This window comes from Nocardia sputorum (assembly GCF_027924405.1).
Lineage (GTDB): Bacteria > Actinomycetota > Actinomycetes > Mycobacteriales > Mycobacteriaceae > Nocardia > Nocardia sputorum.
Genome location: NZ_AP026978.1, coordinates 583230 through 603252, shown reverse-complemented (window position 1 = coordinate 603252; position 20023 = coordinate 583230). Strand labels below are relative to the sequence as shown.

The 20023-nt window shown below is 68.0% G+C and carries 22 protein-coding genes; 13 read left to right on the top strand and 9 right to left on the bottom strand.

The window, feature by feature from the left end:
- Positions 1-14: 14 nt before the first annotated feature.
- On the bottom strand, positions 15-587 hold the full coding sequence (locus QMG86_RS02545; protein WP_281877439.1) for a GNAT family N-acetyltransferase: 573 nt from the start codon (positions 585-587) through the stop codon (positions 15-17).
- Positions 584-1939, bottom strand: a complete 1356-nt coding sequence (locus tag QMG86_RS02540; protein WP_281877438.1) for a helix-turn-helix domain-containing protein — start codon at positions 1937-1939, stop codon at positions 584-586. The genes QMG86_RS02545 and QMG86_RS02540 overlap by 4 nt, the downstream gene beginning before the upstream one ends.
- Before the next feature lie 676 nt (positions 1940-2615).
- On the opposite strand from QMG86_RS02540, the gene QMG86_RS02535 reads away from it, so the two are divergent.
- The 3 genes from QMG86_RS02535 to QMG86_RS02525 all read left to right on the top strand — a co-directional run bounded on the left by QMG86_RS02535 (position 2616) and on the right by QMG86_RS02525 (position 4559).
- Positions 2616-2825, top strand: a complete 210-nt coding sequence (locus tag QMG86_RS02535) for a hypothetical protein (RefSeq protein ID WP_281877437.1) — start codon at positions 2616-2618, stop codon at positions 2823-2825.
- A gap of 71 nt (positions 2826-2896) precedes the next feature.
- Positions 2897-3436 carry a hypothetical protein gene (locus QMG86_RS02530; RefSeq protein ID WP_281877435.1) on the top strand — a complete coding sequence of 180 codons (540 nt, stop codon included), beginning with the start codon at positions 2897-2899 and terminating at the stop codon, positions 3434-3436.
- A 61-nt stretch (positions 3437-3497) separates the two neighbouring features.
- Positions 3498-4559, top strand: coding sequence for a hypothetical protein (locus tag QMG86_RS02525; RefSeq protein ID WP_281877434.1), 1062 nt, complete (start codon positions 3498-3500; stop codon positions 4557-4559).
- A gap of 16 nt (positions 4560-4575) precedes the next feature.
- Here the strand turns inward: QMG86_RS02525 and QMG86_RS02520 are convergent, their stop codons facing one another.
- Positions 4576-5250, bottom strand: a complete 675-nt coding sequence (locus QMG86_RS02520; RefSeq protein ID WP_281877433.1) for a TetR/AcrR family transcriptional regulator — start codon at positions 5248-5250, stop codon at positions 4576-4578.
- 220 nt (positions 5251-5470) lie between these two features.
- Here QMG86_RS02520 and QMG86_RS02515 point away from each other — a divergent pair, with 220 nt between their 5' ends.
- From QMG86_RS02515 to QMG86_RS02500, 4 genes are all read left to right on the top strand, one after another.
- Complete coding sequence (locus QMG86_RS02515) at positions 5471-7006, top strand: amino acid permease (protein WP_281877432.1); 1536 nt, start codon at positions 5471-5473, stop codon at positions 7004-7006.
- A gap of 62 nt (positions 7007-7068) precedes the next feature.
- Entirely contained in the window at positions 7069-7821 is a 753-nt protein-coding gene (locus tag QMG86_RS02510; protein ID WP_281877431.1) for a DUF1989 domain-containing protein, read from the top strand.
- Positions 7818-8432 (top strand): urea amidolyase associated protein UAAP2, encoded by a 615-nt coding sequence (locus QMG86_RS02505; RefSeq protein WP_281877429.1) that lies wholly within the window; start codon positions 7818-7820, stop codon positions 8430-8432. The genes QMG86_RS02510 and QMG86_RS02505 overlap by 4 nt, the downstream gene beginning before the upstream one ends.
- The gene (locus QMG86_RS02500; RefSeq protein ID WP_434086148.1) at positions 8429-10486 is read left to right on the top strand and encodes a 5-oxoprolinase/urea amidolyase family protein; all 2058 of its coding nucleotides are present in this window, start codon (positions 8429-8431) and stop codon (positions 10484-10486) included. The genes QMG86_RS02505 and QMG86_RS02500 overlap by 4 nt, the downstream gene beginning before the upstream one ends.
- Before the next feature lie 192 nt (positions 10487-10678).
- On the opposite strand, the gene QMG86_RS02495 is transcribed toward QMG86_RS02500, so the two are convergent.
- Positions 10679-11077: a RidA family protein gene (locus QMG86_RS02495; protein WP_281877428.1), complete on the bottom strand. Its 399-nt coding sequence runs from the start codon at positions 11075-11077 to the stop codon at positions 10679-10681.
- Positions 11078-11107: 30 nt separating this feature from the next.
- On the opposite strand from QMG86_RS02495, the gene QMG86_RS02490 reads away from it, so the two are divergent.
- Entirely contained in the window at positions 11108-11671 is a 564-nt protein-coding gene (locus QMG86_RS02490; RefSeq protein WP_281877427.1) for a CGNR zinc finger domain-containing protein, read from the top strand.
- A 95-nt stretch (positions 11672-11766) separates the two neighbouring features.
- A complete protein-coding gene (locus QMG86_RS02485) occupies positions 11767-12510 on the top strand; it encodes an SDR family oxidoreductase (protein WP_281877426.1) in 744 nt (247 codons plus the stop codon).
- 74 nt (positions 12511-12584) lie between these two features.
- Here the strand turns inward: QMG86_RS02485 and QMG86_RS02480 are convergent, their stop codons facing one another.
- Positions 12585-13058 carry a MarR family winged helix-turn-helix transcriptional regulator gene (locus QMG86_RS02480; protein WP_281877425.1) on the bottom strand — a complete coding sequence of 158 codons (474 nt, stop codon included), beginning with the start codon at positions 13056-13058 and terminating at the stop codon, positions 12585-12587.
- A gap of 108 nt (positions 13059-13166) precedes the next feature.
- On the opposite strand from QMG86_RS02480, the gene QMG86_RS02475 reads away from it, so the two are divergent.
- Positions 13167-14339 (top strand): GDSL-type esterase/lipase family protein, encoded by a 1173-nt coding sequence (locus tag QMG86_RS02475; protein ID WP_281877424.1) that lies wholly within the window; start codon positions 13167-13169, stop codon positions 14337-14339.
- Here the strand turns inward: QMG86_RS02475 and QMG86_RS02470 are convergent.
- Positions 14314-14925 (bottom strand): TetR/AcrR family transcriptional regulator, encoded by a 612-nt coding sequence (locus tag QMG86_RS02470; protein WP_281877423.1) that lies wholly within the window; start codon positions 14923-14925, stop codon positions 14314-14316. The genes QMG86_RS02475 and QMG86_RS02470 overlap by 26 nt on opposite strands.
- A gap of 72 nt (positions 14926-14997) precedes the next feature.
- Between QMG86_RS02470 and QMG86_RS02465 the strand changes: the two genes are divergently transcribed.
- From QMG86_RS02465 to QMG86_RS02455, 3 genes are read left to right on the top strand one after another with little or no spacing between them, the layout of a single operon-like run.
- Positions 14998-15555 (top strand): peroxiredoxin-like family protein, encoded by a 558-nt coding sequence (locus QMG86_RS02465; protein WP_281877422.1) that lies wholly within the window; start codon positions 14998-15000, stop codon positions 15553-15555.
- Positions 15552-16034 carry an anthrone oxygenase family protein gene (locus tag QMG86_RS02460; RefSeq protein ID WP_281877421.1) on the top strand — a complete coding sequence of 161 codons (483 nt, stop codon included), beginning with the start codon at positions 15552-15554 and terminating at the stop codon, positions 16032-16034. The genes QMG86_RS02465 and QMG86_RS02460 overlap by 4 nt, the downstream gene beginning before the upstream one ends.
- Entirely contained in the window at positions 16031-16645 is a 615-nt protein-coding gene (locus tag QMG86_RS02455) for an ATPase (RefSeq protein WP_281877420.1), read from the top strand. Before QMG86_RS02460 ends, QMG86_RS02455 begins: the two co-directional genes overlap by 4 nt.
- Before the next feature lie 109 nt (positions 16646-16754).
- On the opposite strand, the gene QMG86_RS02450 is transcribed toward QMG86_RS02455, so the two are convergent.
- The 3 genes from QMG86_RS02450 to QMG86_RS02440 all read right to left on the bottom strand — a co-directional run bounded on the left by QMG86_RS02450 (position 16755) and on the right by QMG86_RS02440 (position 19830).
- Positions 16755-18371 (bottom strand): MFS transporter, encoded by a 1617-nt coding sequence (locus QMG86_RS02450; RefSeq protein ID WP_281877419.1) that lies wholly within the window; start codon positions 18369-18371, stop codon positions 16755-16757.
- Positions 18372-18633: 262 nt separating this feature from the next.
- Positions 18634-19233, bottom strand: coding sequence for a Uma2 family endonuclease (locus QMG86_RS02445; RefSeq protein ID WP_281877418.1), 600 nt, complete (start codon positions 19231-19233; stop codon positions 18634-18636).
- A 21-nt stretch (positions 19234-19254) separates the two neighbouring features.
- Positions 19255-19830, bottom strand: a complete 576-nt coding sequence (locus tag QMG86_RS02440; protein ID WP_281877416.1) for a Uma2 family endonuclease — start codon at positions 19828-19830, stop codon at positions 19255-19257.
- Positions 19831-20023 lie beyond the last annotated feature (193 nt).

Here is a 20023-nt window from a genome sequence, read left to right as displayed (position 1 = left end):
TTTCGTCGTTGTGCTCAGCGCAACTCGCGGATCAGCACATCAAAACGCGGGGCGTCAGGCCAGGACGGGCGCAGCCATCCGACCCTTTCCCAGCCCCAACGCCGGTAACGCTGGTAGGCGCGCTCGTTATCCGCTTCGACGAGGAGCGTCGCGCGCTGTTCGGCTCTGGTACCGAGCAGTTCGTCATGCATTGCACGGGCTATACCGTGCCCGGCATATTCCGTGCACACCATGATCTCGCTGAGACCGAACGTGCGCCTACCGTCTTCGGCAGTGAACTCTTCGACGTCACCACTGTCGAGATGCAATCCCGTCCACCATCGCGCGTTCGGCGGTAACGGCCATCCCCAGATCTGCCCCGCCGGTTCACCGTCGGCTCGGGCAAGCACGTACGCGAATCCGCTGCCAGGAGGACCGGTGTAGGAATCGAACCGGCGCATGAATTCCGAAGGCGAGTCGAACGGGTCTCCCGAGGCGATGGCATCGACGTATGAACGCCGGTAGACATTCTCGACAATCTCTCTTCGCGCACGTGCTTCGTCAGCGGTGTAGTGCTCGAATTTCAGGCCATCCGGCAAGCCGGTCATGCGGTCACCGCCTTCTGTGCCAGGGAGTCGTACAGGTCGCGGAACTCCGCCCCGGCGGGCACTCGATCGACTGCTGTTCGAACCGGCTCGAGGCGACGCAATGTGCGTGTCGATGCAATGGCAGACAGCTCTGACAACGCCGGGAACCCGTGCTCGAGCGCACCGGTGATATCGCCGAGACGAGCCCTGGTCGCGGCCGACCATGCGCGGACGATTGTGGCGTTACGCATTGCCGCGGGGTGATCGACCGCAGCCGAGTACAGTTCGACAGATCGGCGCAGGTCGCCGATGTCCGCATAGCCGCGAGCCTCGTGGTCGGCGACCTCCGAGTAGGTCACGAATCGCAGCCATTGCGGAACTTCTTCCAGCGGCTCGGACTGCATGGCCTGATCCAACTCTCGCCATGCGGTCGCGATAGCACGCCCGAAAGCAATTCTGTCACCGAGTATTCCGCACGCCTGCGCCTCACGAACAGCTATCAGAGCATGTATCCGGCCTGGTGGCCGACCGCGCATCAAGGTGCGGGCACGATCAGCGAGTTGCAGTGCCTTGTGGGGGCTTCCTCCTCGATTGGCGCGAGCAAGGGAGCTGGATTGATTCGCCGCAATCAGGCAAGTGTGTGCGATGAGGTTATCGTCGTTCGCCTCGGTGCCGAGAGCCATGGCATCAGCAAAGCACCGGCGCGCAAGCGGGTGCCGGTCCGCGTCATAGGCCAACCACCCGGCGAGTACGGCGAGTTCTCCGGTCGCCTTGGTGAAGGCGCTGCCAGTAGCGGAATCGAATACACCGGTTTGAAGCCGGTCCAGGGCGTGCGCCAGCTTGTCAACAGCGAAACCGACCAGTTGCGCACCGCCTGTGCGCTGGTCCTCCTGACCGAGCGCATCGACATCGGCCAACAGCCGTTCGGCATCACTCATGCCGATTCGGCCCGCGCTGTCCGGGATAAGCACCGCGACAGCGCCTACCGCGGCTAGCTTGTTGAACTCACGCCGCTTCACATCGTCCTCGACTTCCCGCACGTGCATACCGACCGCACCGTCACCAGCATTGGCCGGTTCGGGCTGGATGGTTTCTGCCCCGCCAAGAACAGGATGCCCTCCGGCTTGCGGTGATGCACCTGCCAACTGATGCCAGAACCGCTCCCGGTGCGCCGGTTCGAGGCCGTTGTAGATCGTGTCGAGCGCTTCGGCCGACCGCCCTCTGACCGGACGCTCGGCTGTGGTCCTCTGTTCCCACTTCTGCACAGTCGCAGTCTGAAATCCGACCTTCTCGGCGAACTCCTCTTGTGTCATGCGCAAAGCAACTTCGCGTAGCGCTCGGACTTCTTTTCGTGTCCATGTGCTGACGATCAATACCCACCCCTCGCCCGTGCCTCCAACGGTCCGTACGAGAAGCGTACGACGTCGAGGCGAGTTGTGTGCCTGGGGTCACATGCTCAGCGCGGACAAGCTGGAAGAGCCCCGCCGCCGGGTTGATGCGATGCCTTGATCGGCTCCCCGGCGGCGGGCGCACACCAAGGCCGAGCAACCTGACCAAGAGGTCTGACACCGATGGGACACATATCTTTCGGGGACACGCCCCGGTCTCGCTGCCACTTCTACCGGCGCGTGTGTGATCTGCCCGCTGTAATCGACCCGCCAGAGCTGGGGCGCATCATCATGCGCGCGTCGTACGTTGGAGCGTTGACCATGCCCGCTCCGTTAGGGCGGGCCGTCAGGCAAGTCATGCAGCGCCGCAGGGATGCGGTAGGGCCGATTGTGGCGCATCCTCGCTCGAACAGGTGGACCTATATTGTGCGGCCCGATCTTCCGGACGACAAAAAGCTTTTCGCGGAGATGTTCCGGCTCGACGTGTCGATTGTCCGGGAGGGCGGCACGGTGGCACTGCCATCGCCCACAGCTGAGTCCGGCGCTGTCAGGCATTGGATAGAGACACCTCGGGATAGGTACCGCCCGTCCGGAATGGTTGTGGTCGAGGCCATTCGGGCGTGTGCCGGGCCATGTAGTCGATGACCGGGGGCGAGACGCGATGACTTCTCCGCTGCCGAACGATCCGGATGTGCATCTGTCGGTGTTCCTGCACGGCATCCGGCTCGACTGCACGGCCTGCCTCACTGCCGCGTTGACGTTCATCGAAGAACACCGGAAACGCCACTACGTCGATGCGGTGCACATACTTCCCGACAATGCCGAGGGCTGGCCCAGGTTGCCGAACGAGAGGTTGTACTTGGAACGATGATGGTTCCTTGCCCGGTGACCGGTGCACGCGCGACACTGACCTGTTCGGACCATGACGAGAAGGAGCTGAGCGTGGGGAATGACGAGCAGTTGGCCATGGATCTCGGCATACCCGTCGAGCAGACCGAATGGGGTAAGTGGGTCGACCCTGCCCGCCGTAAGGCGCAGGCGCAGAAGTTCATGGACCATGCCGGTATAAGCCGCATCCCTTCGAAGCCGTGGCCGGAAGGATCGGCGGAGGTGAAGCGGCTGGACCCTATCGTCGCGGAGTTGTTCCCGGACATGGCTACCGCGATGGCTCCGGAGAATGCCGACATGGCCGACGCTTTCATCTGCTTTATCGGCGAGTGCTTCATCAGATTCGCGGGCGCGCGATGGTTCGATTGTGAATGGTTCGGGCGAGAGCATTCCTTTTACCCGGGCGTGAATCCCGCAGTGGAATGCGACACCTACGACGAAGACGAAATCGTGATGTGGCGACTGATGGACAGCATGATCGGCTACGACCCTGAAGATCATGACGGCATGTTCTCCTACATTGCTGCAGCGGTACGCGAATACGCGTCTTACCACGAAGAGAAACGCCAAGAGGAGTCCGCGAACCGCACGTGAGGGCCCACTTCTCTAACCCTTCTCACCAGGACATTACGCGCACCGGGGGGTGTGTCCAGCTATGTCGGATGGATACGATCGAGACCGCGACAAAGTCAGGAATCATGAGCGCGGCAGAATATTCGAAAACGGCACCGATCGGTTCTTTCGCGACCACGAGAACGGATACGTTCAGCAGTCGCGTTTATACCGCGTCGAAGGCGTGGGTAAAACCCGATTCGACAAAATCAAGGATGATCGGGGAAAAATCAGTTCCATTGAAGAGAAGTCCGGCAGAATCGAGGGAGATAAAGACGAAACGCAGCTCAAGGTCATACGCGCGCTGCTCGACAACCGCGAGGTGCATCAACATATATTGCGGTCCGTCGAGGGCGAGTTCATCTCGAGTAAGGCCCAAGAACTGATCAGAGGATTGATCCGGGATTTCGGGGATCGGTTCACGCATCAGATCATCTCGCGAGCCGATGCACGCGAGATCTGGGCACGAGGGCTGGCATTGGAGCGAGGCCAGCAGCTGGAATTGCCCGGTGTCGGCGAGAAGGCACGGCAGCAGAAGGCGCAACAGCGCGAGCAAAGGTCGAAATTGGCTGAGCTGGCGAGCAAGGCGCGCGAGCGAGCCGAAAAGTTACGGAATATGCTCCGGTTCCGGGAAGGCGCCGCTCGTGGGCGGGCGGAAGCCCCGCAGCGAGCCGAACACGCCAGACAAGGCCACGAGCAAGCCGAACGAGCCAAACAAGCACCCCAAACGCCGGAAACCGAGCACGCACGGGTTGAGCGTGAGGCCGCCGAACAGGTCGCGCGGGAATTCCCGGCGCCCGACCAGCACCAGGAACGAGCAGCCGCCGACACTGCGGAACGGGCGGCCCGAGAGGCGGCCGAGGCACGTGCGGTAGAACGCGACGCAGCGGAGAAGCAACGCGAGGCAGCGGAACTAGAGCGCGCCGAACATCTCGCGCGGCTGCAAGCGCGGGGAATGCCGCTGGAGGTGGCGAAGCTTCTCGAGGTCGGGCAGGCGCAACCACCGTCGGCGGCGGTGCGGGAGCCGCCCGGTCATGCTCCGCCGGTCGTGCGGGGCTATTCGCACAGCCAGGATCGGAGCCGGGGGACCGAGCGCAACCGGTAGTCGCACATGCTCCTGGTCATGGGGTGGGCAATGCCAGGCGGTCGAGCAGCACGACCGCTTCGGCCCGGATCGGGTCGAGATCTCCGGACCAGCCGAGCGCGCGCAGCACCGCCCCTGGGATCGTGCGCTCCGCGTACTTGGGCGCGGTCCCCTCGTCGGAGCGGATGCTGATCACCGTCTCCACCAACCGGAACGGCAGTAACTCGGTGCCGGGCACGCTCGCCGCGCTGCCCTCGGCCAGCACCTGAGCGGCCAAAGTCTCGTAGTGGCCGCGCAATTCGTCGCGGCGCAGGCGGAACGCGGCGAAGCGCTCGGTGCGCAGTTCCGGAAGCAGGTACAGCGCACCCAGATTCCAGCGCGACGCGCACAACTGCCGCACGTCGAACAGCGCCAGCGCGTACAGCCGGACCGTCGGCGGTTCGGACGCCGCACGCAGCCGCTGCGCCAATTCGATCGGGGCGGCGACGGTTTCGGCGAGCAGCGCGTCGAGGATGTCGTCCTTGGCCGCGAAGTGGTGATACAGCGAGGCCTGGCGGATGCCGACCGCGTCGGCGATCGCACGGGTGGAGGTGTTGGCGTAACCGTTGGTGGTGAACAGTTCGCCTGCGGCGTCGAGGATCTCCGCGCGCGGCGTCGATCCGCGCCTGCGTCGTTGTTCCACGCGCGGCCGTCCTGGCCCGAGGTTCGCCACGCGTACATTCTGGCAGGTCGGCACGGGCACGCTCCGGCGCGGTGGCCGTGCCCACAGTGCGGCGGCGACCAGCGGTGCGTTTTCTGTCACTTGATAGAAATCGCCGCAACACAGAAGTTACCGAAGGTCTCGAAAGCGATACACGCAGGTCACCGAAAGCGCGATCGCGACCGCAAAACTGTCGTCTGATAGTTATTGGTCGTACGCCGAAGGACCGCCCATGGCCACCACGCTCGCCCCGACACCGCCGCCCGATCTCACCGGCGACGGCGCCGACCTCGCCCGGTTCGGCTACCAGCCCGTTCTGCACCGCAAACTCGGCCGCTACGCCTCCTTCGCGGCCGGCTTCTCCTTCGTCTCCATCCTGACCACGATCTTCCAGTTCTTCGGCTTCGGCTATTCGTTCGGCGGAGCCGCCTTCTTCTGGACCTGGCCGATCGTGTTCGCCGGACAGTTCCTCGTCGCGCTCAACTTCGCCGAACTGGCCGCGCGCTACCCGATCTCGGGGTGCATCTACCAGTGGTCGCGACGGCTGGGCGGTGAACTCGTCGGCTGGTTCGCGGGCTGGATGATGATCATCGCGCAGATCGTGACGGCCGCCGCGGCGGCGATCGCGCTCCAGGTGGTGCTGCCCTCGATCTGGAGCGGATTCCAGCTCGTCGGCACGGACACCGCGCTCACCTCGCCGTCCGGCGCGACCAACGCCGTGCTGCTGGGCAGCATCCTGCTCGTGATCACCACGCTGATCAACGTCCTCGGCATCGACCTGATGGCGCGGATCAATTCGATCGGCGTCACCGTCGAGATCGTCGGCGTGCTCGCCATCATCGCGCTGTTCTTCACCACCGCCGAGCGCGGGCCCGGCGTGGTGCTGCGGACCGACCAGGCCGCGCCGGGTCCCTACTGGGCCGCGTTCCTGGTGTCCGGGCTCATGGCGGCTTACGTCATGGTCGGATTCGATTCCGCGGGCGAGCTTTCCGAGGAGACCAAGAACCCGCGCCGGGTCGCCCCGCGCACCATTCTCACCGCGCTGTCGGTCTCGGCGCTGGGCGGCGGGCTGATGCTGCTGGGCGCGCTGATGGCCGCGCCGAGCCTGTCCGACGGCGCGCTGGCCTCCGACGGCCTGGCCTACGTGCTCACCGCGAAGCTGGACAGCCCGGCGGGCAAGGTGCTGCTCGGCTGCGTGGCGGTCGCGATCACCGTGTGCACCCTGGCGATCCAGACCGCGGGCTCGCGGCTGATGTTCTCCATGGCGCGCGACGGGAAGCTGCCGTTCGCGGCCCGGCTCGCCGCGGTGCACCCGCGTTACGGCACGCCGGTGCTGCCCGCCGTCGTGATCGGCGCGCTCGGCATCGGCCTGCTGGTGCTCAATGTCGGCAACGCCGCGATCTTCGCGACGCTCGCGAGCGTCTGCATCGTGACGCTGTATCTGGCCTACCTGCTGGTGACGGTGCCGCTGCTGGTCCGCCGGATCACCGGTCTGCCCGACCCGGGCACCGACGCGCGGCTGTTCGGCCTGGGGCGGTTCGGCATTCCGGTCAACGCGCTCGCCGTGGTCTGGGGCGTCGCGATGGTGGTGAACCTGGCCTGGCCACGGGCCGAGGTCTACGCCCCGGACGGCGGCGGCTGGTGGATGCTCTGGGCCGCACCGCTTTTCGTGTTGCTGGTGCTCGCCATCGGCGTCCTCGTACACCGCTTCGTGGTCGGCTGGTCGCGCACCGTCGCGAGCGCCGAGCCCGCGCCGCAACCGGCCTGAACACCCGATGCGGCGGTGCGCCGCCGCAGACGCCGACGAACCAGCATCCGAAAGGAAACACCGTGACAAGCACTGCGGATACCTCCGGCGCGCGAGCGCACGCACGGGCGCAGGCCGCGGCGGCGGCGATCGCGACGCCCGCGCTGCCCGTCGAGATGGACGCCGGGCGAATCACCTTCGCGCAGCGGATCCCAGCGGGCGGATACGCGAACATCGCGCTCGGGCGCGGCACCCGCGTCCGACTGTCCGATCCCGACGGCGCGGCCTGCGCGCACCTGCTGCTGGTGCGCACCGACGCGCCCTGGGAGCGCCTGAACGTCGCCGATACGGTCAAGGTGCCGTGGCAGGCGTACCTGAGCGGCGGTCACCCGTTGCTGTCGGACCAGGGCCGTGTGCTGGCCACCGTGCTCGCCGACACCTCCGGCCACCACGACGCGCTCTGCGGGCCGACCGACCAGGCCCGTCACTCGCTGCGCCTCGCGGGCGCCAAGCACGGCCTGGAACCCCGGGACATCGGGCCGACGGTCTCGTTCTTCCGCGGTGTGCGCGTGGAGCGGGACGGCGCTCTCGTCTCGACCGGCAGCGCCGCCGCGGGCTCCTCCGTCGATCTGCTCGTGCACCTGCCGGTCACCGTGCTGGTCGCCAACTCCGCGCACCCGCTCGACGACCGGCCCGCGACGGACCTCGACTTCGTCGCATGGTCCGCGCCGGAAGACCTCGCCGCACCCGGCAACGACGACCCGGAATACCAGCGGGCCGTGCAGAACACCGAACAAGCCTGGGCGGCCGCCCTGACCCTGGAGGCAATCTCATGACCACGGCCCGCGCCATCGTGCTCGACGAGACCGTCCCCGCCCGCTCGCCGTGGTCGGCGGTGGTCCGGGCGGGCGAGTACCTGGAGATCATCGATCTGCACGGCAACCAGGCGGTCGACTGCCTGCTGTACTCGGCGGCCGACCACTCCGACCGCTACAGCGCGCAGGCCACGATCGCCGCGCAGCGCAACATCTTCCTCACCACCGGCAGCGTGCTGCGGACCGACGCGGGGACGGCGCTGATGACCGTGGTGGCCGACGAGGTAGGCAACCACGACACCATCGCGGGCGCCTGCTCGCAGGAGTCCAACACGCTGCGCTACGGCCACCACACCCGCCACCAGCACGCCTGCGTGGAGAACTTCCTCACCGAAGCCCTGCGGTGGGGGCTGGGCAAACGCGACCTGGTATCGAACATCAACTGGTTCATGAACGTTCCGGTCGAGGCCGACGGCACGCTCGGCATCGTGGACGGATTGTCCGCGCCGGGCAAGCGGGTCACGCTGCGGGCCGAGATCGACACGCTGGTGCTGGTCTCGAACTGCCCGCAGATCAACAACCCGTGCAACGGCTTCGATCCGACGCCGGTGCGCATGGTGGTGTCGCGATGACCGTCGCCGCGCTACCGGTCGCCGGGACGGCGCAGGCCGAACCGTTGCGACCGGGCAGAGTCGAGGTGGTTCGCCCCGGCATGCTCACCACCGTGCAGGACTGGCCGGGCCGGGTCGGGTACTGGCACGTCGGTGTGCCGCCGTCGGGACCAATGGACGATCTGTCCTTCCGTCTGGGCAACCGCGCGCTCGGCAACGAGGAGGGCGCGGCCGGACTGGAATGCACCCTCGGCGGCCCCGCGCTGCGGTTCACCGCGCCCGCCTGGGTCTGCGTCACCGGCGCACCGGCGGAGGTGACCGTGGACGGTGTCGCGGTGGCGCAGTGGCGGACGGTGCGCGTGCCCGCGGGTGGGGTGCTGGACGTCGGCGCGGTGCGCGGGCCTGGCATGCGTTGCTACGTGCTGATCGCGGGCGGCATCGACGTGCCCGAATACCTCGGCAGCGCCGCCGCCTTCACGCTCGGCCGTTTCGGCGGCGGCACCGGCGGCGCGCTGCGCACCGGTGCGTCGCTGGCGCTGGGCGCGCACCACGGCCGGGTCGCCACCGCCGTGCCGATGGACGAACAGCCCGTGCTCACCCGCCGCTGGGAACTCGCGGTCACCGAGGGCCCGCACGGCGCGCCGGAGTTCTTCACCCGCGCCGACTTCGAGACCGTCGTCGGCACCGATTACGAGGTGCACTTCAACTCCGACCGCACCGGCGTCCGGCTGATCGGGCCGAAGCCGGAATGGGCCCGCACCGACGGCGGCGAGGCGGGACTGCACCCGTCCAATATCCACGACACCCCGTATTCGGTCGGCGCGCTGGACTTCACCGGCGACACGCCCATCCTGCTGGGTCCGGACGGGCCGAGTCTCGGCGGCTTCGTCTGCCCGGTCACCGTCGTGGCGGCCGACCGCTGGAAGCTCGGTCAGCTGTCCCCCGGTGATCGCGTGCGGTTCGTGCCGGTGCGCGGTGACCGCGCCGCCTCGATCCGGGAGCTCGGCCCCGCGCGCCGCGCCGCGTGGCCGACGGTGCTTTCCACGGGCGGCGACGGCGACGACGGGGTGCTGCGCCGCGCGGAGGTCGACGACGAGACCGCGGTGACCTACCGGCGCGCGGGTGACGACGGCGTGCTCGTCGAGTACGGCGCCATGACTCTGGATCTCGGCCTGCGCGCCCGCGTGCACGCCCTGCACCAGCACCTGCTCGCCGCGGGGGTGCGCGGCGTGACCGAGCTGACCCCCGGCATCCGCTCGTTGCAGATCCGGGTCGACCCGCACGTGCTGTCCGTGCCCGTACTGCTCGACCTGCTCGCCGAGTCGGAGGCGCAGCTGCCCGCCTCCGACCGGCTCGTGGTGCCCAGCCGGGTGGTCCATCTGCCGCTGTCCTGGGACGACCCCTCCACCCGCGAGGCGATCACCCGCTACATGCACGGCGTGCGCGCCGACGCGCCCTGGTGCCCATGGAACATCGAGTTCATCCGCCGCATGAACGGCTTGGCTTCGGTCTCCGACGTCTACGACACCGTGTTCGGGGCCGAGTACCTGGTTCTCGGCCTCGGCGACGTCTACCTCGGCGCGCCGGTCGCCACCCCCACCGATCCGCGGCACCGGCTGGTGACCACGAAGTACAACCCCGCCCGCACCTGGACGCCGGAGAACGCGGTCGGCATCGGCGGCGCGTACCTGTGTATCTACGGGATGGAGGGGCCGGGCGGTTATCAATTCGTCGGGCGCACCACCCAGGTGTGGAATCACCGGGCCGGCGCGGCGCCGGGGGTCTCCCCTGGGGCCGACCGCACCGCGTCAGGAGCCGAAACGCCGTGGCTGTTGCGTTATTTCGACCGTATTCGCTGGTATCCCGTCGAGGCGGAGGAACTCCTCGACCTGCGCGCCGATTTCGCGGCGGGCGACGTACGGGTGCGGGCCGAGGACGGCGAATTCCGCCTGGCGGACTACCGGGCCTTTCTGGCCGAGAACGCCGCGTCCATCGAGGCATTCCGCGCGAAGCAGGCCGAAGCCTTCACCGCCGAACGCAATTCCTGGCGCTCGGCGGGCGAGTTGTCGGGATGATCTCCCAGCCCCGTCCGGACCCGGGCGCAGGCTCCCTCAGCCGACCGCTGGGTCATGACGGGCGTGGTTCCATCGCGGTGATCGCTCGGCACAGGTTTCGGAGGTGCGCCGCCGAGCACCAGGCGCGGCCCGGTTGGAGTTCTCACCCACATCCGTGCACTCGGCACGCGCCCCGGCGGTCGTTCACCTGGTTCAGGCCGGAACGGCGGCGACGGCTTCGATCTCGCACACCGCGCCCGGCACCGCGAACCCCGCCACCTGCACGACGGTGATCGCCGGCGGGTTCGGGCGGCCGCCCCACACCTCGCTGAACGCGGCGAATCCCTCCTGCATCGATTCGCCTTCGCGGACCAGAATGGTCCACTTCACCACGTGCTCGATCGACGCGCCCGCGGCGGCCAGGCAGGTCTGCAGATTGGCCAGGGCTTGGCGGGTCTGTTCGGCCACGCCGGGACCGACCACGCGACCGGTGGCGTCGACGCCGTTCTGTCCGCCCACATAGATGGTGTCCGCCGCGGCCGACACCCGGACGACCTGGGTGAAAGCCGGGCTGCTGTGCAGGGTTTCGGGATTGATGTGCGTGATCGTCATGCGAGCACTGTAACCAGTTAAACTGGTGTCATGCAATCCCGCGCCAGCCTGCCACCCGATCTGCGCCGCCGCTTCCGCACCGGACGCGCCGCCCTCGACCTCGTGCACACCGGTGGTGAGGGCGAGTTCGCGGCGTGGGAGATCGTGCACACCGTCGCGGACCTGCGCCGCTTCCTGGCGGTGATCCTCGAACTGGACGAGCTGGACGCCGCCGAATCGGATCTGCCGACGATGCGGACCCTGCGGGCCGCGATCACCGGCGCGGCATACGGCCTCGCAGCCGGAACAGCGTTGCGCCCGGCGGACGTCGCGGCGATCAACGCCGTCGCCGCACAGCCCCCGCTGATCCCGGAACTGCGGCTCGACGGCAGCGTGGGGTATGCCCGACCGACGGCGGCCGCGGCCTTGTCCACGCTCGCCCGGGATGCCGTCGACCTGTTCACCGGCCCGCTGTCCGGCCGCATCCGCGTCTGCGCCGCCGACGATTGCGGCCTGCTGTTCGTCGACGCGTCGCGTCCCGGCCGCCGCCGCTGGTGCTCGATGGACCGCTGCGGCAACCTCAGCAAGGTCCGCCGCTACCGCGGACAGGAGTGACCCGCGGCACGGGTGTCACAGTCCGTGCCCGCACGTCGTCGTCTCTGTGCAGCGATGGGAACGCCCCATCGGCACCGACGAGATCGGAGACAGTCATGACCGCGAAGGTTCTGGTCACCGGCGGCACCGGCACCCTGGGCCGCGAGGTGCTGCCCCTGCTGCGCGAAGCGGGCGCCGACGTGCGCGTGCTGAGCCGCGCCGAACGCCCCGCGCACGACGGCGTCGAGTTCGTCGCGGGAGACCTACTGCGCGACAGGGGCATCGATGCGGCGGTGGCGGGTGTCGGCACCATCGTGCACCTGGCGGGCGACGCGAAGGGCGACGACGTGGCCACCGCGAATCTGCTGCGGGCGGCATCGGCCGCCGGCGTCGGGCACATCGTCTACATCTCGGTGACCGCCGCCGAGCTGCTTCCGCTGACCTACTTCCGCGCGAAGTTCGCCGCCGAGCAGGCCGTGGCCGCGTCGGGCATTCCCTACACCACGCTGCGCGCGGCGCAGTTCCACGACTTCGTGCCGAAGCTGGTGGACACGATGCTGAAATCGCCGGTGCTGCCGATTCTGGGCGGGGTGCGCCTACAGCCGGTGCACGTGCGCGAGGTAGCCGCGCGACTGGCGGAGCTGACCGTGGGCGCGCCCGCCGGACGGGTGCCGGATCTGGTCGGACCCGAGATCCTCGGCATGCGCGAGCTGGTCCGGGACTACCTGGCGACGCTGGGCAAGAAGCGCGCGCTGCTGACCATGCCGCTGCCGGGCAAGGCGGGCCGGGTATACCGCGCGGGCGAGAACCTGATCACCGACGGAGCCGACATCGGCAAGCTGACCTGGCCCACTACTTGACCGAACACCGCGGAGCGGTCCTGGCCGGATGACCGGGCTGGCATGCCCCCCGGTCACATGGCGGCCGAGGCGGCTCAGTCCATGCGGAAGGTGGCCTCCGGGTTGGACGTGTCCCGGATGATGCGCAGCGCTTCGGACAACGCCGCGAGCTGCTCGGGCGTGAGCAACCGGACGAACCAGCGGTCGACGGCGGCGAGATAGTCCGGCAGCACCTGCGCGAGCCGCACCCCACCTGCCTCGGTGAGCACCGCGTAGGCACCCCGCCGATCCCCCGGATCCAGCTCGCGCACCACCAGCTCGCCGCGCGCCAGGCGATCGACCAGCCGGGTGACGCCGCTGGTGGACAGCGCGGTCTGCACCGCCAGCTCCGACATGCGCAGCCGCCGCCCCGGCGAACGGCTCAGCCGCAGCAGGGCATTCACATCCAGTCCGGACAGACCGTGCGCCTTCCACACCGGCTCCAGCTTGGCGACCACGCCGGCGTACGCCTCGAAGAACAGGCCCATCGTCGTCAGGCGCGGATCGTCGAACAGCTCGTTGTCGTCCATGAGGCAAACCTACCGGGATTGTTGCCGTGCGGATAGTTGACACGAGGAAGATGTTGGCGTAGCAATATGCATACGCATTATTCCTCGCAGCAACTAATGGAGGCTCCCATGTCGTCGACCGCCTGGATCGCCGGATTCCGCACCGCCGTGATCCGCCCGGACGAGCAGATCAAGTTCGCCGAGTCGCGCGCCTTCCGCGATCAGACAGTGCGCCAGGTCCTGCACCTGGCGGGCGGCGGTTCGCACGTGCGAATCGGGCTGACCAACCGCTATGGCACGGCGCCGTTGACGGTCGGCGCGGCACGAGTCGCCTTGCGCAAAACGGGCAGTGAGATCGTCGCCGAGACCGACACCGCGCTCCGGTTCGGCGGCGCCGAGCAGGTCGTCGTCCCGGCAGGCGGTGAAGTGTTCAGCGACCCGGTGCAGCTGGCCGTCTCCGCCGGAACGGATCTGGCGTTGAGCCTGTACCTGCCCGGGCCCACCGAGGTGGCGACCTTCTCGCACCAGCCCGCCGAAACCGCGTACATAGCGGACGGCGACGTCACCTCCGAGGCCGCGCTCGTCACGGTCGAGGAGGTCCCCGTGCGGTTCTACGTGGCCGGCGTCGACGTGCTCGCGCCCGCGGGAACCCCGGTGGCCGTGGCGTTCGGTGACTCCTGGTTCGAAGGCGTCGGCACCACACTCGGCGCCAACCGGCGGTCGGTGGACGTCCTCAACGCGCGGCTGGACCGCGGCTGGGTGGTCAACCAGGGCATCGCGGGCAACCGGCTGCTGACCGACCAGGTGGGCGAGTCCGGCCTGGCGCGCTTCGACCGCGATGTGCTGGACGTTCCCGGCGTGACCAGCGTGCTGATCAACTTCGGCATCAACGATCTGAGCCTGGGCGGCATGCTCGGGCAGCCACCGGCGACCGCAGAGGAACTGATCGCGGGCTTCACGGCCCTCGCGCGGCGGGCCCACGCGGCAGGGCTCACCGTCCACGCAGCGACGATCGGCCCCTACGCCGGCGTCATCTACGACGGCCTGCACGTCGACGCCGCGCAGCCCGCCCGTCTGCGGGTGAACGAGTGGCTGCGCGGCACCGATGTCTTCGACTCGGTGTTCGACGTGGCGCGGGCGGTGGAGGACCCGCAGCGTCCCGGCTTCATCCGTCCCGAGTTCGACAGCGGCGACGGCATGCACCTCAACGACGCCGGGGCTCGGGCGATGGCCGAAACCATCGACGTGACAGCGCTTTCGGTGGACGACCGCGCCGCTAGGGCTGGAGCCCGCGCAGCATGATCTCGACGCCACCGCGGAATTCGTCGTCGGCCGACATGTTCTTGGCCTGACCCGCGGTCTGCGTCAGATGCGGGTACCGCTCCGGGGGCAAGTCGGCCAGCACGATCGTCCCCTGTCCACGCAGCGGCGCGTAGTGCTTGTTCTGGAGGTAGCCGATCAGGAAGGCGACCAGCGTGCGCTGGGCGATGACGCGGGCGCGACCGGTGAAACCCCCCTCGGTGAGCACCGCGAGCATCGCTTCCATCACGCGCAGCGATTCGACCGACGACTGCCGGCGCCGCAGCACGATCGGCACGGCGGCCGGGTGGGCCGAGAACCCGTCCCGGATGTTCGTCATCAGTGCCGTCGCGCGCTCACGCCAGTCGCTTCCCTCCGGCAGCGCCGTGTCGATCGCGGCGAACACCTGGTCCGCCACCAGCACCTCCAGTTCGTCGCGGTCGCGGACGTAGCGGTACAGGGCCATGGTGGCCATGCCCAGTTCCTTGGCCACCGCGCGCATGGTCAGCGCGGGCAACCCTTCGCGATCGAGCACCGCGAGGGCCGCCGTGGCGAGATCGGCGGTGGTCAGCGAACGGGGGCGAGGCACGGATTGACAGCGTACGCGTTACGCGCATACTGGTCGTAGGCGTACAAGGTACACCTACGAAAGGAACCCCTGATGTCGCTGCCGACCGCTGTCCCGGACCGGACGCTGGCCACCGTCTCCGGTGCGCGGATCCCGGTGCCGGACCCGGATCGCCTGATCCACCTGCAATTCCGGCGGTTCGCCGGATGCCCGGTGTGCAACCTGCACCTACGCTCGATCGTCACGCGTCACGCGGAGATCACCGCCGCGGGCGTCCGCGAAGTCGTCGTGTTCCACTCCAGCGCGGCGGAATTGCGCAAGTACACCGCAGAACTGCCGCTGGACGTGATCGCCGATCCGGAGCGGAAGCTCTACCGCGAATTCGGCGTCGAGACCTCGCCCCGCGCGTTGCTCGACCCGCGCGGCTGGCCCGCCATCCTGCGCGGCGTGACCCACGATGCCTACGCGACGCTGCGCCGCAGGCAGACCGCCCCGCCCACCGCACCCGAGGGCGGCAGTCTCGGATTGCCCGCCGATTTCCTGATCTCCCCCGACGGACGCGTGCTCGCCGCGAAGTACGGCACGCATGTGTACGACCAGTGGTCGGTCGACGAACTCCTCGCGCTCGTTCCGGCGGAGCGTCACGCATGAGGATTGCCGAAAGAACGCTTCTCGCACGGGCATTCGCGCTGCTTCCCGCTGGATTGCTCGCCGGAGCGTTCGGCTATGGGGCAGTCAACGTGCTCTACGCGTTCCGCAGAGTCCCACTGGACGTGCGCTTCACCTTCCACACCGCGCTGATGAGCGTGAACGGTGTGGTCATGCAATCCCTGATGGGCCTGACCATTCTCAGCACGCTGGTGCTCGCCATCCGCTCCACCGGACGATCGCGCATGCTCGCCGCCACAGCGAGCGTGCTCGCCGTAGCGGCCTTCCTCATCACCCGCCTCGGCAATGTCCCGATCAACCAGAAGATCAAGGTATGGGCGATCAGCGGCCCCCCGGCCGACTACGCCGAAATCCTCGGCCGCTGGGAGGCATTCCACTTCGCGCGCACCGCGTGCGCGCTGGTCGCCTTCCTCCTCGTCGTGGCGACGACGCTGCTCCCCGGGAAAGAAGCCCGCCCATGATGACCGTGGAACTGTTCGTCTCCGACGACACTTCGACCGCCGACCGCAAACGCGCCCTCGCCGCACGCGTCCTGCGCGACTTGACCACCGAACCGGCCGCACCGGACTCGGTGCTGTCCAAAGCCCGCGAACTGACCCATGTGCTGGTGCGCGACGCCGAGGTGTGGGCGACCGGCGGCCCCGCCCTTGACGACGCGCCACGCTACCTGGTGCGCATCACGGTTCCCGGATCCTGGGCCAACAACAGCGAGTTCGGCGGCCACGTCATCCCGCTCGTGACCCACGCCATCGCCGAATGCGAGGCGGACCCCGGCCGCTTGACCCGCGCGCCGCACTGTGTGGTCCAGATCATCGGCCTGCGCGAGAACAACCTCGGTGCTCTCGGCCGCCCGCTCACCACGACCGAGATCACCAAACTGATGACGGAGGACTTCCGCGCCTCCGGCGACCGGCCCGAAGCCCCGGAAGGTTATGCCATCGACCCGGTCTGCGGCATGACCGTCGACCTCGCCACCGCCCGCTTCACTCTCACCCACGACGGCACCGACTACGCCTTCTGTGCCCCGGCCTGCCGCAAAGTCTTCGCCGAAGAGCACGCCATCCCGCGCTGAGCAGGACAACCGCGAGTGGCACATGGTGGAGAGTTCTCTCGCACTCTGCCTCGACCATGTGCCATTCGCGTGTCCCGTTACGTCGGCGAAGCGGTGTGAGGCTGACAGGTCAGGCCCCTTCCGTGCGCCGCGCGGGCTCGGCCGGAGTTCTCCTGCCGCGCAGGTGGTCCACGGTGAAGGCGAGCGCGGAAGCGAGGACCGCGACGCCGCCGATCGCGGCTGCCAGGCCGATCATCGAGTTGAGCCCGTCGATCGACGCGGAGACCGCGATGTGCGACAGGTCCGGCGCGATCGGCTGGAACTGCGCGGGCAGCCCGTCGGCCACCGAGCGACCGGCGCCGGAGCCCGCCGCCTCCAGGAACTGCTCACGCGGTCCCGGCGGGACGGCGCCGGGCAGGGCATCGAGCCCGTCGGCCGCCGAACCGCGGGCGGCGTGGTTGAACATCGCGCCCAGGCCGGCCACCCCGACCGCGAGACCGACCTGCCGGAGGGTGCCGAAGGTCGCGCTGGCCATGCCCGCGTTCTCGTCGGAGGCGAAGGTGAGCGAGGCCGCCTGGTTGACGGCCGTGATCGCGCCGAGGCCCAGACCGCCGATCACCAGTCCCGGCAGGAAATGCGTCCAGGAATCGCCGGAATCGAAATCGCCGATCAGCCATGTGCCCAGCGCCACGAAGGCCATCGTGACCGGCAGCGAAACCGCGAACGGAACCCGCTTCGCGAATACCATCGCCAGCGGCGCGCTGATCAGCGCGGCACCGGTCACCGGCAGCAACCGCAGGCCCATCTGCAACGGCGTGTACCCGAGCGTGTTGATCAGGAACACCGCCAGGTAGTTGCTCGCGGCCATCAGCGTCGCCATGTGGCCGATCGAGACGATGGCCGTGCCGGTGAAACCGCGCTTGCGCACCATGGCCACGTCGAGCAGCGGATGCTCAGCCTTGAACTGCCAGGCCACGAACCCGGCCAGCAGCACCGCCGCGGCGGCGCCGAGCCCGAGCACCGTGGCCGAGGTCCAGCCCAGCGAGTTGCCACGGGTCAGCGCGAATACGCCCGTCACCAGGCCGGCGGTGAGCAGCAGCGACCCCGGCCAGTCGGCTTTGCGCCCTTGCATCCGCGCCGACTCCGGCATCCGCAGCACGGCGAGCACGCCGATGAAGATGCCGATCGGGACGTTGATGATGAAGATCGAGCGCCACCCGAACTGGGTGACCAGCGCGCCGCCGAGCACCGGCCCCGCGACGGTCGCGCTCGCCATCACTGCGCCGTAGACGCCGATCGCCTTCGCGCGCTTGCCCGCCCCGGGGTAGGCCACCGCCAGCAGCGGCAACGCCGTCGCGAAGATCATCGCCGCGCCGACGCTCTGCACCGCGCGCAGGATGTTCAACTGAAGTATGGTGCCCGCCAGCGCCAATGCCAGCGACGATGCCGTGAAAACCGTCATGCCGGCGAGGAAAAGCCGCTTCCGGCCGAACCGGTCGCCGAGCGTGGCGAAGGTCAGCAGCAGTCCCGCCATCGGAATGGCATAGGCGTCGATGACCCATTGCAGTCCGTCGATGGACGTGTCCAGGTCGGTGCGGATATCGGCCAGCGCGGCGGACACCACGGTCAGGTCGAGCATCATCATGAAGATGGCCCCGCTGACCAGGAACAACACCAGCCGCGCGCGCAGCGGACGTGCGGAAGAGCCGTCCGGCTTGCCGCCGGACGAGGTTGCGATCGTGGACATGTCTTCCTTGTGAAGTTCGCGCACCGCCCGCGAGATGCCCTGCGAGCGAGTCCATTGCGGGCGGAGAGAAACCGCGACCGAAGCCGCGTCCCTGACCCTATCGATGCCCACGACCGGCGTAAATGACATATCAAGCCAGACAATCGCGCGCAGCGGACAACTCGAGCGCGCTCGCTACCGTGGTAGCGCCCACCGGACGGAGGTTGCTTCCCGGTTCACCGGGTGAGGCGTGCTACGCCGACCATTCCGCGAGTGGCAATCGTCAGGGCTGTTCCAGTACATCGAATGGGATGGTCGCCTCGACCGGGTCGTCGAGCAGCAAGACACGTCGATGAACCGTATGGGCGCGGTAGCGTCGACCGGACCAGTCGAGACGGTACTCCTCGATCTCTTCGATGCGCTCTTCCTTCTGGTCCAGCCGGACGATCAGGTATCGAGGAATGCCCGCGGCCGCGTACTGGATTCGCTTGTCGGTGATGTCGGCATCGATGGTCGATTCGGAAGTGACCTCCACCACCAGCAGGATGTGCTCGCGCACAGTGTTGACGTCGTAGGGTTCGCAGTCCCGGATCCAGATATCGGGGTAACGGATGTTCAACCGTCGATCCGCCGCTGTGGATTCCGTATCGGCGAATCGCGCGGCGACATCGGAGTCCACGACCATACACGGCCCTCCATCGCGCCGAGCCGACTCCAGCATCCCGGCCAGCCGCCGGACCACCCGGCTGTGCACGGGGCTCTGGGCCAGCAGTCGCACCACGCGCCCGTCGACGATCTCGATGTCACCGAGTCCGGCAGTCGCCCCATCGGCGAACTGCTCGGCGGTCACACGCAGCACCTGTTGCTTTTCGGGAGCGCTCATATCGGACATCCTCGCGCGAGGTCAGGGGAGGAGAGTTGCCGGGTCGATCGTGAATTCGAAGGGACTGCGCAGGGTGACCGTGTTGCCAGCGGACACCCGGTGCGTCAGTTCGTAGGTGTGGTCGGCACCGAGTTCGTGGGCGAACAGGACGGGGAGAGACTCCCCCGGCAACTGCCCCTTGAAAGCGTTGGGCTCGAAACGCCAGTAGTTCGCTATGCCGGCTTCCGCATAGACCACCGGTTTGACCATGCGGTCTTGCAGCGTCGTGGATTTCGACACGACTTCTACAACCAGTTCTACCTGGTGCGCAGGAACACCTCTCGCGTCTACGTCGATCGAGTCGGTCACCACGACGAGGTCCGGGATCGGCTCGTCATCGCCTATCAGTACGCCGACGCCTTCCAGCACCAAACGGCCAGGAGGCAACACCGCGTCGAGGGCCCGCCCCAGCCACCTGATCAACAACTGGTGGCGAGGCTTGGGCGCGGCATTCACGACGAGCTGACCATTCAACACCTCGTAACGCAATCCGTCTTCGGGCATGTGGTCGAGGTCGGCAGCCGTCCAGCCGTCGCCATGCGGAACTGGCATCGCCATGAAACCACCTCCGGCCTCGTATGACAGTGGCGATGGTCGCCGCCGATCGACCTCGAGTGTAGTCAAACGAACCGAATCCGGACCGCTACTCGTCCGGCAACCGACTTCGAATACCCTCGGGCTTCAGTGGACCACGGACCCAGCTGAGGATCACCCGTGGCAGCGTCCGGACCGGGGTGCCATCACCCAGGAG